Source organism: Streptomyces boluensis (genome assembly GCF_009908195.1).
Classification (GTDB): Bacteria; Actinomycetota; Actinomycetes; order Streptomycetales; family Streptomycetaceae; genus Streptomyces; species Streptomyces boluensis.
Map to the genome: position 1 here is coordinate 1 of NZ_JAAAHS010000223.1, position 12510 is coordinate 12510.

Below are 12510 nucleotides of genomic sequence, written 5' to 3' on the forward strand. Positions count from 1 at the left end.
GCGGATGATCACGCACCGCCGACCGAATGATCACGCACAGCTAACCGTCAGGACCCCTTCCCGTCAAGGGTCGACCGGGGGCGTGCGGACAGCCAACTCACCTTCGTACAGGCCGAATTGGGTACCCGAGGCGAGGGGCGGCACAGGGCGGTCGCTGAACCCCCCAATCGCCGAAGCCCCGAACCCGTGAACCCGTGAACCCGTGAACCCCCTGACCCCTGACCCCTGACGCCTACTCGACCGCCCGTGCCGCCGCCCGGCCCGCGGCCCGGCCGGAGAAGATGCAGCCGCCGAGGAACGTGCCTTCGAGTGAGCGGTAGCCGTGCACTCCGCCGCCGCCGAACCCGGCCGCCTCGCCCGCCGCGTACACACCGGGCAGCGGGTCGCCGCCCTCGGTGAGCACCCGCGAGGTCAGGTCGGTCTCCAGGCCGCCGAGGGACTTGCGGGTGAGGATGTTGAGGCGAACGGCGACGAGCGGGCCCGCCTTCGGGTCGAGGATGCGGTGCGGTGCCGCCGTACGGATCAGCTTGTCGCCGAGGAACTTGCGGGACCCGCGCATCGCCGTGATCTGCAGGTCCTTGGTGAAGGGGTTGGCGATCTCGCGGTCGCGCGCGGTGATCTCGCGGCGCAGCTCGGCCTCGTCGATGAGCGGCTCGTCGGTGAGCGCGTTCATGCGGCGGACCAGGGCGGACAGGTCGTTCTCGACGATGAAGTCGGCGCCGTGGTCCATGAACGACTTCACCGGGCCCGGTACGTCGGTCCGTGCGCGCCCGAGGACGGCGCGCACCGACTTGCCGGTCAGGTCGGGGTTCTGCTCGGAGCCGGAGAGGGTGAACTCCTTGCCGATGATGCGCTTGTTGAGCACGAACCAGGTGTAGCCGTAGCCGCTGTGCATGATGTGGTCGAGGGTGCCGAGGGTGTCGAAGCCGGGGAAGAGCGGGACCGGCAGCCGCTTGCCGCGGGCGTCCAGCCAGAGCGAGGAAGGGCCGGGCAGGATGCGGATGCCGTGCTTGTTCCAGATCGGGTTCCAGTTCTCGATGCCCTCGGTGTAGTGCCACATCCGGTCGCGGTTGACCACATGGCCGCCCGCGTCCTCCGCGATGCCGAGCATCAGGCCGTCGACGTGCGCGGGCACACCGGAGAGCATCTTCGCCGGTGGAGTGCCGAGCCGCGCGGGCCAGTTGGCGCGCACCAGGTCGTGGTTGCCGCCGATGCCGCCCGAAGTGACGATCACCGCCTGGGCCTTGAGCTCGAAGGCGCCGGTGACGGTACGGCTGCTCTCCTGGCCGCGTTCGATGTCGGAGGACATGAGCACCTCGCCGCTGACCGTGTCGACGGCGCCGCCGCTGCGGCTCAGGCCGGTCACCCGGTGCCGGAACCTCAGCTGCACGAGGCCGCGCGCGACGCCTTCGCGCACCCGCCGCTCGAAGGGGGCGACGAGTCCGGGTCCGGTACCCCAGGTGATGTGGAACCGGGGCACCGAGTTGCCGTGCCCGGTCGCGTCGTACCCGCCGCGCTCGGCCCAGCCGACCACCGGGAAGAACCTGACGCCCTGCGCGTGCAGCCAGGAGCGCTTCTCGCCGGCCGCGAAGTCGACATACGCCTCGGCCCACTTGCGCGGCCAGTGGTCCTCCTCGCGGTCGAACCCGGCCGTACCCATCCAGTCCTGGAGGGCGAGCGCGTGACTGTCCTTGATCCGCAGCCGGCGCTGTTCCGGCGAGTCGACGAAGAAGAGGCCGCCGAACGACCAGTGCGCCTGGCCGCCGATGGACTGCTCGGGCTCCTGGTCGAGGAGGATCACCTTGCGCCCCGCGTCGACGAGTTCGGCGGTGGCCACGAGCCCCGCGAGGCCCGCCCCGATCACGATCACATCAGCGTCGTACGCCATGGTCATCCGTCCTGTCGGCGGTGCGCCTCACGGAGAAGGCACGAGGGGTCGGGCCGGGGGTGGTCAGGCAGGGGTTACCGGTGGGTTAGATCTTCGGGACACAAGTGCGGGGCGTCAACCATCGCGTTGGACGTGCGTGCCGCGGCGCGGGTTGGATGGCTCCATGAGCGCTGACGAGATCCTGGACATCGTGGACGAACAGGACCGGGTGGTGGGGCAGGCACCGCGCGGCGAGGCCTATGCGAAGGGGCTGCGCCACCGCTGCGTCTTCGTGCTCGCCCGGGACGCCGAGGACCGGATCTTCGTACACCGCCGCACCGCGACCAAGCTGGTGTTCCCCTCGCGGTACGACATGTTCGTCGGCGGCGTCGTCGGCGCGGGCGAAACGTACGACACGGCGGCCCTGCGCGAGGCCGAGGAGGAACTCGGCGTCACCGGACTCCCGCGCCCCGTACCGCTGTTCAAGTTCCTGTACGAGTCCACGGATCCGGGAGCGCCCGTCGCGCAGACGTGGTGGTCGTACGTCTACGAGGTGCGCTGCGAGCTGCCCGTGTCGCCCCAGGTGGAGGAGGTCGCCTGGCACACCTTCCTGCCGGAGGCGGAGCTTCAGCGGCGCCTCGACACCTGGGACTGGGTGCCGGACGGGCTTGCGGCGTACGAGAGGCTGCGCGCCCGGCGCTCGCGGTGAGCGCGGGTAGGGTGCCTTGCGTGATCGGGTTCGTGGAGTCGCTGCGGCTGTGGTTCGCGCCGGGGCGCGTGCGGGAAGAGGGCGAGACGCCCGACTACCGCTTCTCGCTCGCCAACGAGCGGACCTTCCTCGCCTGGGTACGGACCGCGCTTGCGCTCGTGGGCGGTGGCTTCGCCGTCGACCAGTTCCTGCCCGACCTGCGCTGGGGGTGGCGGGTCACGCTCGCCCTCGCCCTGCTCGCGGTGGGCGCCCTGTGCGCGCTGCGGGCGGTCAACCACTGGGTGCGGTGCGAGCTGGCGATGCGGCGCGGTGAGGACCTGCCGGTGTCCCGGTTCCCCGCGCTGCTCGGTCTCGCGGTCGGCGTGGTCGCCCTCGCCATGGTCGTCATCGTGCTCTTCGGCTGGGCGGACTGATGACACCTCCGCGCCCGCGCCCGCGCCTGGTCCGACGGCACTCGTCCGGTGGCCCGGTGCGCACGTGAGCGGCGCGGACCACTCGGCGGGCACGCCCTCGGAAGCCTCAACCCACGTACGCGATCCGGGACTTCAGCCGGAGCGCACCCTCCTCGCGTGGCGGCGTACGACGCTGTCCTGCACCGTGGCCGCACTCCTCGCCGGAAAACAGGCACTGCACGGCGGCGCCTCCACCCTCGGCCTGACCGCGGCCGGCCTTTCACTGCTCCTGTGGCTGGCCTTCATGACGGTCGCGCACCGGCGCATGCGGGCCCTGGCCTCGCCCCGGCCCGACCTGATGCGCCGGACCACGGCCCTGGGCGCCGTCGCCTGCACGGTGGGCCTCGCGGTCTTCGCGGTGGCCGTGGTGCGCTGAGGGCTCGGCGGTCCGCGCGGCACGCGCGCGTGGAGACGGTTTTCGTGGTTCTCGTCGGTACGCGCGCGTGGAGGCGGTTTTCGGGGCGCTCACGGGCGCTCACGGGCGCACTCGCGTACGACGGTCGCCACCCATCGCCATTCCGGGCCAACCGGGCATTCAGGGCTAGCCTGACTCTGTCACCCACCCACGGAACCCCGAAGGTGAGCAGCATGACCACCCTCCACCAGGAGCACCCCACCCACGAGCACACGCACGGCCCCGCCTGCGGTCACACGCGAGTGCCGCACGGCGACCACGTGGACTACGCGCACGACGGCCATCTGCACCGGGAGCACGCCGGGCACTGGGACGAGTGCGAGGCCGGCGGACACAGCGCGCACGAGGGCCACGAGCACCAGCACGGCGACGGCTGCGGCCACCCGGCCGTGACCCACGGCGACCACGTCGACTACGTCCACGACGGACACCGGCACGCCGCGCACGACGGGCACTGGGACGACCACTGAGCCTCCCGCCCGACCCGCGCTTCCCCCGCCGAGCCTCTGACTGGCAGGATCCTCCCCGGAGTTGACCGCCCAAGCCGTCCGAGGCGGGGGAAGCGGGGGGAGCGAGACCCGGCCCGGGTGTACCGACCCCGGCGTTTCGACCCCGCGCGTACCGGACGAGAATCCGATCACTTTCCGCCCCTGGGGTGGACTCCATACCGACTGGTCGGCATGATGCTCTCCAGAGTCAGTACAGGGGTCAACACACAGGGAGCGACACCATGGCCTCAGACCAGCCACCGGGCCTCGACCTCGAAGCGCTCCGCGGCCACCTCGACCGTGAGCGGCCCGGACTCGTGCGCGGCCCTCTCGAAGGGCGGCTGATCGAGGGCGGCCGCTCGAACCTCACGTACCGGGTGAGCGACGGCACGGGCCGCTGGGTGGTGCGCAGGCCCCCGCTCGGGCACGTGCTCGCCACCGCGCACGACATGAAGCGCGAGCACCGGGTGATCAGCGCGCTGCACGAGACGGCGGTCCCGGTGCCCGAGGCGCTGCTGCTGTGCGAGGACGAGTCGGTGATCGGCTCGCCGTTCTACGTGATGGAGTTCGTGGACGGCACGCCGTACCGCACCGCGGGCGAGCTGGAGGCGATCGGGGCCGAGCGGACCAGGGCCGCCTGCCTCGGCCTGGTGGACACCCTGGTCGAGCTGCACGCGGTGGACCCCGAGGCCGTGGGGCTCGCCGACTTCGGCCGCCCCGAGGGTTTCCTCGACCGTCAACTGCGGCGCTGGGGCAAGCAGTTGGACGCCTCCCGCAACCGTGAGCTCGCGGGCATCGACGAGCTGCACGCCGCGCTCGGCCGGGAGCTGCCGCACTCCCCCGCGGCCACCGTCGTACACGGCGACTACCGGCTCGACAACGTACTGATCGACGACCGCGAGCAGATCACCGCGATCCTCGACTGGGAGATGTCGACGCTCGGCGACCCGCTGACCGACCTCGGGCTGCTCGCGATGTACAGCGCGCGGCTCGAACTGCCGAACTCCCCGATCTCCACGACCTCTTCGGCGCCGGGCCACCCCGACGCGCGGGAGCTGATCGAGCGGTACGCCGCGCGCTCGGGGCGCGACGTGTCCGCGGTCTCCTGGTACACGGCGTTCGCCTGGTTCAAGCTCGCCGTGATCCTCGAGGGCATCCACTACCGGTACACGCTCGGGCAGACCGTCGGCGCGGGCTTCGACCGCATCGGCGAGCTCGTCCCGCAATTCATCGAGCACGGCCTGACCACCCTTCAGGAAGGCTGATCCGCCATGGACTTCGCATTCGACGCCCGTACCGAGGAGCTGCGTACGAAGCTGCTCGCCTTCATGGACGAGCATGTGTACCCGGCGCAGCCGGTGCTGCGGGAGCAGCACGCGCTGCTCGACTCGCCCTGGGAGGTCCCGCAGGTCGTCGAGGACCTCAAGGCCGAGGCGCGCAGGCAGGGGCTGTGGAACCTCTTCCTTCCGGACGCAGAGCACGGGGCCGGGCTCACCAACCTGCAGTACGCGCCGCTGGCCGAAATCACCGGCCGCGCCCCGCAGTTGGCGCCGACAGCGCTGAACTGCGCGGCCCCGGACACCGGCAACATGGAGGTGCTCGCGCAGTTCGGCGACGAGCAGCAGAAGAAGCAGTGGCTGGAGCCGCTGCTCGCCGGTGAGATCCGCTCGGCGTTCGCGATGACGGAGCCGGAGGTGGCCTCCTCGGACGCGACGAACATCGAGACCCGGATCGAGCGGGACGGCGACTCGTACGTCATCACCGGGCGCAAGTGGTACATCTCCGGGGCGATGAACCCCAATTGCAAGATCTTCATCGTGATGGGCAAGACCGACCCGGACAACGAGGACGTACGTCGGCAGCAGTCGATGATCCTCGTCCCGCGCGACACTCCGGGTCTGACGGTCAAGCGCGCGATGACGGTGTACGGCTACGAGGACCACTGGCACGGCGGGCACGCCGAGGTCGTCTTCGACCAGGTGCGGGTGCCGGCGTCGAACCTGATCGGCGAGGAGGGCGGCGGCTTCGCCATCGCGCAGGCGCGGCTCGGCCCCGGCCGTATCCACCACTGCATGCGGCTGATCGGCATGGCGGAGCGGGCCATCGAGCTGATGTGCAAGCGGGCCGTGTCGCGTACGGCGTTCGGCAAGCCGCTGGCCCAGCAGGGTGTGGTGCACGAGTGGATCGCGGACGCGCGGGTCGCCGTTGAGCAGTTGCGGCTGCTCGTCCTGAAGACGGCCTGGCTGATGGACACGGTCGGCAACCGGGGCGCGCACACCGAGATCCAGGCCATCAAGATCGCCACGCCGCGTACGGTCGTCGACATCATTGACCGTGCGGTCCAGCTCCACGGGGCGGGTGGGGTCAGCCAGGACTTCCCGCTGGCGGAGTTGTGGGCGTCTGCGCGCACGCTGATGTTGGCCGATGGGCCGGACGAGGTGCATCAGCGGTCCCTCGCTCGGCGGGAGTTGAAGCGGTACCTGTAGGTACGGGTCACGATCCGTGCTGTTGGCCGGTGGCGCCGTCACCTGAGGGCTGCGCCCCCAGACCCCGCTCCACCGGCCTTCGGCCTTGTCCTCAAGCGCCGGACGGGCTTGAATTTTTACGGCCGCAACGCCCGCAGCAGCAGGTCCGCCAAGTGGTCGGCCACCTGCTGCTGCGTGAGGGGGCCGTCGGGGCGGTACCAGGTCGACAGGTGGTGGACCGAGCCGAAGTGGTAGTCGACCACCAGGTCGGCGGGGGTGGCCGTGGAGAAGACTCCGGCCTTCTGGCCCTCTTCGATCAGGGCGCGGAACCGCTCGTGGTAGTGACGGCGCTCGGAGCGCACCTGCTTGTTCTTCTCGGGGCTCAGGTGGTGCATGGAGCGGAAGAAGATCGCGGCGTCGTCGAGGTTGTCGATGGTGGTGACGACGACGTCCGCCGCGGCGGCGCGCAGCCGCTCCTCGATCGGGGCGTCGGAGTCCGCGTACGCGTCGAGGCGTTCCTGCTGGAGCCGCAGCACGCGCGCGTAGACCTCCTGGAGGAGGTCCTCCTTGGAGCCGAAGTAGTGGTACAGCGCGCCCTTGGTGACGCCTGCCGCCTCCACGATCTCCTGCACCGAGGTGCGGTCGTAACCCTGCTCGGCGAACAGCCGGGTGGCGGCGGCCAGGAGCCGCTGGGGGACGGGTGTGCCGGCGTCGGACTCCGTCACCTTGGCCATGGCCGCCACCTGCCTTTCGTACGTATCGGTTGTGTCGGTTGTGTCAGTCGCATCGGTGTCACGGGTGGGAAACCGTATGCGATCTACGAGTGGGAGCGCAGTTCCCGCCGGAGGATCTTCCCACTCGTGGTCTTGGGGAGCTCCGGCAGGATCTCGACCTCGCGCGGGTACTTGTACGCGGCGAGCCGCTCCTTGCAGTACGCGCCGAGCTCGGCGGGGTCCGCGCTCGCGCCGGGGCGCAGGCTGACGTACGCCTTCACGGACTCGCCGCGGTAGCTGTCGGGCACGCCGACCACGGCCGCCTCGCGGACCGCCGGGTGGCCGTAGAGGACGTCCTCGACCTCGCGCGGCCAGACCTTGAAGCCGGACGCGTTGATCATGTCCTTCTTGCGGTCGACGACGTAGAGCCAGCCGTCCGTGTCCATGAAGCCGATGTCGCCGGTGCGCAACTCGCCCTCGGGGAAGCCCTGTCGGGTGGCCTCGGCGCGGCGCCAGTAGCCGGGGACGACCTGCGGGCCGGTCACGGCGATCTCGCCCTGCTCGCCGAAGGGCACGTCCTGGCCCTTCTCGTCGACGATCCGGACGACGGTGTCGGGTCCGGGCACGCCCACGGACAGCGTTCCGGAGACCGGGTCGACGGGGGCCTCGCGCTCGGGCGGTACGGAGGCGCAGGGGGCGGTGCACTCCGTGAGGCCGTAGCCGTTGCGGATGTAGGGCCCGAAGTCGGCGCGGAACTTCTCCACCAGGGCGGGCGGCAGCGGGGCCCCGCCGGAGGAGATCACCTGGAAGGACGTGAAGTGGTCGCGGGTGACCGCCGGGTGCGCGGCCAGGGCCATGAACGCGGTGGAGGGGCCCACGGTGTACGCGGGGCGGTGCTCGGCGAAGGCGTCGAGGACGACGCCCGCGTCGAAGCGGTAGGCGAGGGCGAGGGCGCCCGCGTTGGCGGCGCAGGCGGCCAACTGGCAGACCATGCCGGTGATGTGGAACAGAGGGGCGAGCGCGAAGTACGTGGCGCCTTCGGGGACCGGGTGGCCGCGGCGCTGCCGCTCGGCGTTGTACGTGATGTTGCCGTGCAGGTTCATGGCGCCCTTGGGGGTGCCGCTGGTGCCCGAGGTGTAGCTGATCAGCGCGATGCCGTCGGCGGTGGGCTCACGCTCTGCGGGCGGGAGCGTGCCCGCGCGGGCGACGGTCAGCAGGTCCTCGGCGTCGGACGCCTGCGGCAGCCGCTCGAAGCTGAGCACGCGTGCGTCGCCGCGGGTCTGCAGGTCCAGTTCGCAGGCGGTGAGCACGATCCGTACCGGGGATTCGGCCGCGGTGTCGCGCAGATACGCGTCCCAGGCGCGGTCGGAGCAGATCAGCGCGGTGACCTCGGCGTCGTGCAGGACGTGCCGGACCTCGCCCGACTTGTACATCGGGTTGACCGGGACGACCGTGGCCCCGGCCTTCCAGGCGCCGAGCAGGGCGAGGACGAAGTGCGGCGAGTTCTGCAGCATGATCGCCACCCGGTCGCCGCGGCCGAGCCCACGGGCGGCGAGGTACCCGGCGACGGAGTCGCTGAGGGCGTCCGTCTCCGCGTACGAGAGCCGTCCGTCGAAGTAGGCGAGGGCGGTGTGCTCCGGTACGCGCGCGGCGGCGGCGCGGAAGGAGTGCACCACGGTCGGCGCCGGGGCGACGTCGGCGAGCTGGGCGGCGCTGAGCCGGCCGAGCCAGGGCTTGGCGGCGTAGTGGCCCGTCGGTGCGCTCACTGAGCGGCCTCCCACTTCTGCTGGATGTGGTTCATGTTGCCGAGCCACTGGTCGGGGCGGGCGGCGCGGGCCGCATAGTATCCGGCGACCTCGGGGTGCGGCAGGATCAGGAAGCGGTCCTCGGCGATGCCCGTGAACAGCGCCTCCGCGACCTCCTCGGGCGCGATGGCGGTCGGCGCGAGGACGAGTTCACCGGCCGAGCCCGAGGCGGTGAGCATGTCGGTGCGCACGCCCTGCGGGCAGATGGCGTGCACCTTGAGGCCGCGGTGCCGGTATGTGAGGGAGAGCCACTCCGCGAAGGCGTACGCGCCGTGCTTGGTGACGCTGTACGGGGCGGCGCCGACCATGGTGAGCAGGCCCGCGGCGGACACCGTGGAGACGAAGCGGCCCTCGCCGCGCTCCAGCCAGTCCGGCAGCAGGGCGTGCGCCGCGCGTACGTGGGCCATCACGTTGACGTCCCAGGCGGCGGCCCAGACCTGTTCGTCGGCGGCCTCGGTGCCGCCGGAGGCGAGGCCCGCGTTGGCGCAGTAGACGTCGACGGTGCCGCCGAGCGCCTCGCGCGCGTGCTCGATGATCTCGGAGGCGTCGCCCGGCACGGCCACGCCGCCGATCTCCTCGGCGACGGCCTTCGCCTTGGCGGCGTCCAGGTCGTTGACGGCGACACGGGCGCCCTCGGCGGCGAAGCGGCGTGCAAGCGCGGCACCGATGCCCGCGCCCGCTCCGGTGACGACAACTGCCTTGTCCCGCATGGTTTCCACCTGGTTCTCCCCTTCACGGACTACCTCGACGCGATCGCAGACTAACCAGTCGGTATGGCGTGGGGGAAGGGGCGGGACGCGACGGCCCGTGTCCGGTTCGTTCCGCGCGGGGCGAGGGGGCGCTAGCGTGCGTGCGCATGTCAGCCGCCGCGCTCACCGATGTCACGGAGGTCATGGAATGAATCTCTCCAGACGGAGCCTGCTCGCCGCCGGAACCGGAGCGGTCGCCGCGACCGCCGCCTCCTCCCCCGCCCTGGCCGCGAGCGGCACAAGCAGCACGGGTGACACGGGCCGCACGGGCGGGCACCGCCTCCGTACCGGTTTCGAGCGGCTCGTCGCGGACGGGTACGCGGCCCTGGACGGTGAGCGCGTCGGCATCGTCACCAACCCGACCGGTGTGACCCGCGAGGTCCGGCACATCGTGGACGTGATGCACGCCGACGAACGGGTGGACCTGGTCGCGGTGTTCGGCCCCGAGCACGGCTTCCGGGGTACGGCGCAGGCGGGCGGCTCCGAGGGACGGTACGACGACCCGGCGACGGGCCTGCCGGTCTACGACACGTACCAGAAAAGCGGGCAGGCGCTGGCCGACATCTTCACGGACGCGGCGGTGGACACCGTCGTCTTCGACATCCAGGACGCGGGCGCGCGCTTCTACACGTACATCTGGACGCTCTACGACTGCATGGTCGCCGCGGAGCTCGCGGGCAAGCGGTTCGTGGTCCTCGACCGGCCGAACCCGGTGACCGGGCGGGCGGCCCAAGGGCCGGTGCTGCACAAGGAGTTCGCGACGTTCGTGGGGCGCGAGCCGATCGCGCAGGCGCACGGGATGACGGTGGCGGAGCTGGCCCGGCTGTTCAACGGCGAGTTCCTGGAGCGGCCCGTGGAGCTGGGCACGATGCCGATGTCGGGCTGGCGCAGGGAGGAGTTCTACGACGCGTCGGGGCTGCCCTGGGTGCCGCCGAGCCCGAACATGCCGACCCCGGAGACGGCCCTGGTGTACGCGGGCACGTGCCTCTTCGAGGGGACGAACCTGTCCGAGGGGCGGGGCACCACCCGGCCGTTCGAGCTGCTCGGCGCCGAGGGGATCGACCGGCGCTGGGCCGAGGCGGCGAACGAACTCGGGCTTCCCGGCGTGCACTTCAGGGAGGCGTACTTCGCGCCCACCTTCTCCAAGTTCCAGGGCAAGACCGTCGGCGGCGTGCAGCTCCACGTACACGACCGGGAGGCGTTCGACGCGGTGGCGACCGGGATCGGGCTCCTGGTGACGGCCAAGCGGCAGTGGAGCGGCTTCACTTGGCGCCCGGACCAGTGGATCGACAAGCTCACCGGGTCGACGCGGGTGCGCACGATGATCGACGCGGGGGCGGGCGCGGACGAGGTGGTGGCCGCGTGGCAGGGCGAGTTGGCGGTGTTCCGCGCGGTGCGGCGGGCGTACCTGATGTACCGCTGAGCAGCTCCGCGGGCATCGATCCGGTCTCAGTATCCGGGACCGGACATCCCACGTATTGACTGCGCACTACACGGATCGCCACAGTGCCGACGTGCTGAACGACGACCCCACCACCAGCAAAGCCGACCCCACAGGCGCGGCTCCCACGGACGAGAACCCGGAGAGCCTGCGCCGCGTGGCGGTGGCCAGTTTCATCGGTACCGCCATCGAGTTCTACGACTTCTACGTCTACGGAACCGCCGCGGCGCTCGTGCTCAACGAGGCCTTCTTCCCGAACCTCTCGCCGGTCAACGGCACGCTCGCGGCGTTCTCCACGTACGCCGTGGCGTTCGCGGCGCGCCCCATCGGCTCGCTGGTCTTCGGCCACTTCGGCGACCGCGTCGGACGCAAGTCGGTACTCGTCGCCTCGCTGCTCCTGATGGGCCTCTCCACGGCCCTCGTCGGACTGCTCCCCGGCTACGGCACGTGGGGCATCTGGGCACCGCTGCTCCTCGTACTGCTGCGGTTCCTGCAGGGCGTGGGGCTCGGCGGCGAGTGGGGCGGGGCCGCGCTGCTCGCCGTGGAACACGCGCCGCGCGGCAGACGCGGCATGTTCGCCGCGTTCCCCCAACTCGGGCCCTCCGTGGGCTTCTTCGCGGCGACCGGCATCTTCTGGCTGCTCTCGTCCGTGCTCGACGACGCGGCGTTCCGCAGCTGGGGCTGGCGGGTGCCGTTCCTGCTGTCGTTCCTGCTCGTGGCGGTCGGCCTGTTCGTCCGCCTGAAGATCAGCGAGACGCCGGTCTTCGCGCGCGTGATGGCGGCCCAGGAGGCCAGCAAGGCGCCCGCGCTCGAGGTGTTCAAGCGGCATCCTCGCGAACTGCTGCTCGGCGCGGGCGGGATGATCGTCGCGTACGGCCTCTTCTACACGGCCACGACTTACTGCCTGGCGTACGGGACCGGCACCCTGGGCGTGCCGCGCAACACCATGCTGGGCCTGTCCATGGTGGCCTGTGTGTTCCTCGCGGCGGGCACCTGGTTCGCCGCGACCCGCTCCGACGCGGGCGGCCGGCGCCGCCTTGTCCTCGCGGGCACCGGTCTCGCGGCGGTGTGGGGCTTCGTCCTCTTCCCGCTGATGGACACCGCGCAGCCGGTCCTCATCGCCGTCGCGCTCGGCGGCACGCTGTTCTGCATGGGTGTGGTGTACGGCCCGATGGGCGCGTATCTGCCGGAGCTGTTCGGGGCGCGGGTGCGGTACTCGGGGGCTTCGTTCGCGTACAACCTGGGCGGGGTCGCGGGTGGCGCGGTCGCGCCGCTGGTCGCTACGCGGTTGCAGGAGTCTTTCGGGTCGGCGGCGGTGGGGTGGTACGTGTCCGCGATGGCTGTGGTGTCGTTCCTGTGCGTGTTGGCTCTGCCGGAGACTCGGGAGCGGGAGCTGGGCTGAGCGC

12 protein-coding genes are annotated in these 12510 nt (G+C 71.3%); 8 read left to right on the top strand and 4 right to left on the bottom strand.

Features of this window, described 5'->3' with window-relative positions; genetic code table 11:
• Positions 1–232: 232 nt before the first annotated feature.
• The gene (locus GUY60_RS24295; RefSeq protein WP_161701319.1) at positions 233–1888 is read right to left on the bottom strand and encodes an FAD-binding dehydrogenase; all 1656 of its coding nucleotides are present in this window, start codon (positions 1886–1888) and stop codon (positions 233–235) included.
• A gap of 163 nt (positions 1889–2051) precedes the next feature.
• On the opposite strand from GUY60_RS24295, the gene GUY60_RS24300 reads away from it, so the two are divergent.
• The 6 genes from GUY60_RS24300 (at position 2052) to GUY60_RS24325 (ending at position 6417) form a co-directional block, all read left to right on the top strand.
• Positions 2052–2576 (top strand): NUDIX hydrolase, encoded by a 525-nt coding sequence (locus tag GUY60_RS24300; RefSeq protein WP_161701321.1) that lies wholly within the window; start codon positions 2052–2054, stop codon positions 2574–2576.
• Between the two features lie 20 nt (positions 2577–2596).
• A complete protein-coding gene (locus tag GUY60_RS24305; RefSeq protein ID WP_161701323.1) occupies positions 2597–2989 on the top strand; it encodes a YidH family protein in 393 nt (130 codons plus the stop codon).
• Between the two features lie 64 nt (positions 2990–3053).
• Positions 3054–3404, top strand: coding sequence for a DUF202 domain-containing protein (locus GUY60_RS24310; RefSeq protein ID WP_161701325.1), 351 nt, complete (start codon positions 3054–3056; stop codon positions 3402–3404).
• 212 nt (positions 3405–3616) lie between these two features.
• Entirely contained in the window at positions 3617–3913 is a 297-nt protein-coding gene (locus GUY60_RS24315) for a hypothetical protein (RefSeq protein WP_161701327.1), read from the top strand.
• Between the two features lie 260 nt (positions 3914–4173).
• Positions 4174–5196, top strand: coding sequence for a phosphotransferase family protein (locus tag GUY60_RS24320; protein ID WP_161701329.1), 1023 nt, complete (start codon positions 4174–4176; stop codon positions 5194–5196).
• A gap of 6 nt (positions 5197–5202) precedes the next feature.
• Complete coding sequence (locus GUY60_RS24325; RefSeq protein WP_161701331.1) at positions 5203–6417, top strand: acyl-CoA dehydrogenase family protein; 1215 nt, start codon at positions 5203–5205, stop codon at positions 6415–6417.
• A gap of 116 nt (positions 6418–6533) precedes the next feature.
• On the opposite strand, the gene GUY60_RS24330 is transcribed toward GUY60_RS24325, so the two are convergent.
• The 3 genes from GUY60_RS24330 to GUY60_RS24340 all read right to left on the bottom strand — a co-directional run bounded on the left by GUY60_RS24330 (position 6534) and on the right by GUY60_RS24340 (position 9624).
• Complete coding sequence (locus GUY60_RS24330) at positions 6534–7130, bottom strand: TetR/AcrR family transcriptional regulator (protein WP_161701333.1); 597 nt, start codon at positions 7128–7130, stop codon at positions 6534–6536.
• A gap of 83 nt (positions 7131–7213) precedes the next feature.
• Complete coding sequence (locus GUY60_RS24335; RefSeq protein WP_161701335.1) at positions 7214–8890, bottom strand: AMP-binding protein; 1677 nt, start codon at positions 8888–8890, stop codon at positions 7214–7216.
• Positions 8872–9624 (bottom strand): SDR family oxidoreductase, encoded by a 753-nt coding sequence (locus tag GUY60_RS24340; protein ID WP_161701337.1) that lies wholly within the window; start codon positions 9622–9624, stop codon positions 8872–8874. Before GUY60_RS24340 ends, GUY60_RS24335 begins: the two co-directional genes overlap by 19 nt.
• A 187-nt stretch (positions 9625–9811) precedes the next feature.
• Here GUY60_RS24340 and GUY60_RS24345 point away from each other — a divergent pair, with 187 nt between their 5' ends.
• Positions 9812–11086: an exo-beta-N-acetylmuramidase NamZ family protein gene (locus tag GUY60_RS24345; protein ID WP_161701339.1), complete on the top strand. Its 1275-nt coding sequence runs from the start codon at positions 9812–9814 to the stop codon at positions 11084–11086.
• Positions 11087–11252: 166 nt separating this feature from the next.
• On the top strand, positions 11253–12506 hold the full coding sequence (locus tag GUY60_RS24350) for an MFS transporter (RefSeq protein WP_187370114.1): 1254 nt from the start codon (positions 11253–11255) through the stop codon (positions 12504–12506).
• Positions 12507–12510 lie beyond the last annotated feature (4 nt).

Bases quoted from the DNA above. Each gene is read 5' to 3' on its own strand.
- GUY60_RS24325 (WP_161701331.1), top strand. From the start codon at position 5,203: ATGGACTTCGCATTCGACGCCCGTACCGAGGAGCTGCGTACGAAGCTG.
- GUY60_RS24330 (WP_161701333.1), bottom strand. From the start codon at position 7,130: ATGGCCAAGGTGACGGAGTCCGACGCCGGCACACCCGTCCCCCAGCGG.
- GUY60_RS24295 (WP_161701319.1), bottom strand. From the start codon at position 1,888: ATGGCGTACGACGCTGATGTGATCGTGATCGGGGCGGGCCTCGCGGGG.
- GUY60_RS24315 (WP_161701327.1), top strand. From the start codon at position 3,617: ATGACCACCCTCCACCAGGAGCACCCCACCCACGAGCACACGCACGGC.
- GUY60_RS24300 (WP_161701321.1), top strand. From the start codon at position 2,052: ATGAGCGCTGACGAGATCCTGGACATCGTGGACGAACAGGACCGGGTG.
- GUY60_RS24320 (WP_161701329.1), top strand. From the start codon at position 4,174: ATGGCCTCAGACCAGCCACCGGGCCTCGACCTCGAAGCGCTCCGCGGC.
- GUY60_RS24340 (WP_161701337.1), bottom strand. From the start codon at position 9,624: ATGCGGGACAAGGCAGTTGTCGTCACCGGAGCGGGCGCGGGCATCGGT.
- GUY60_RS24345 (WP_161701339.1), top strand. From the start codon at position 9,812: ATGAATCTCTCCAGACGGAGCCTGCTCGCCGCCGGAACCGGAGCGGTC.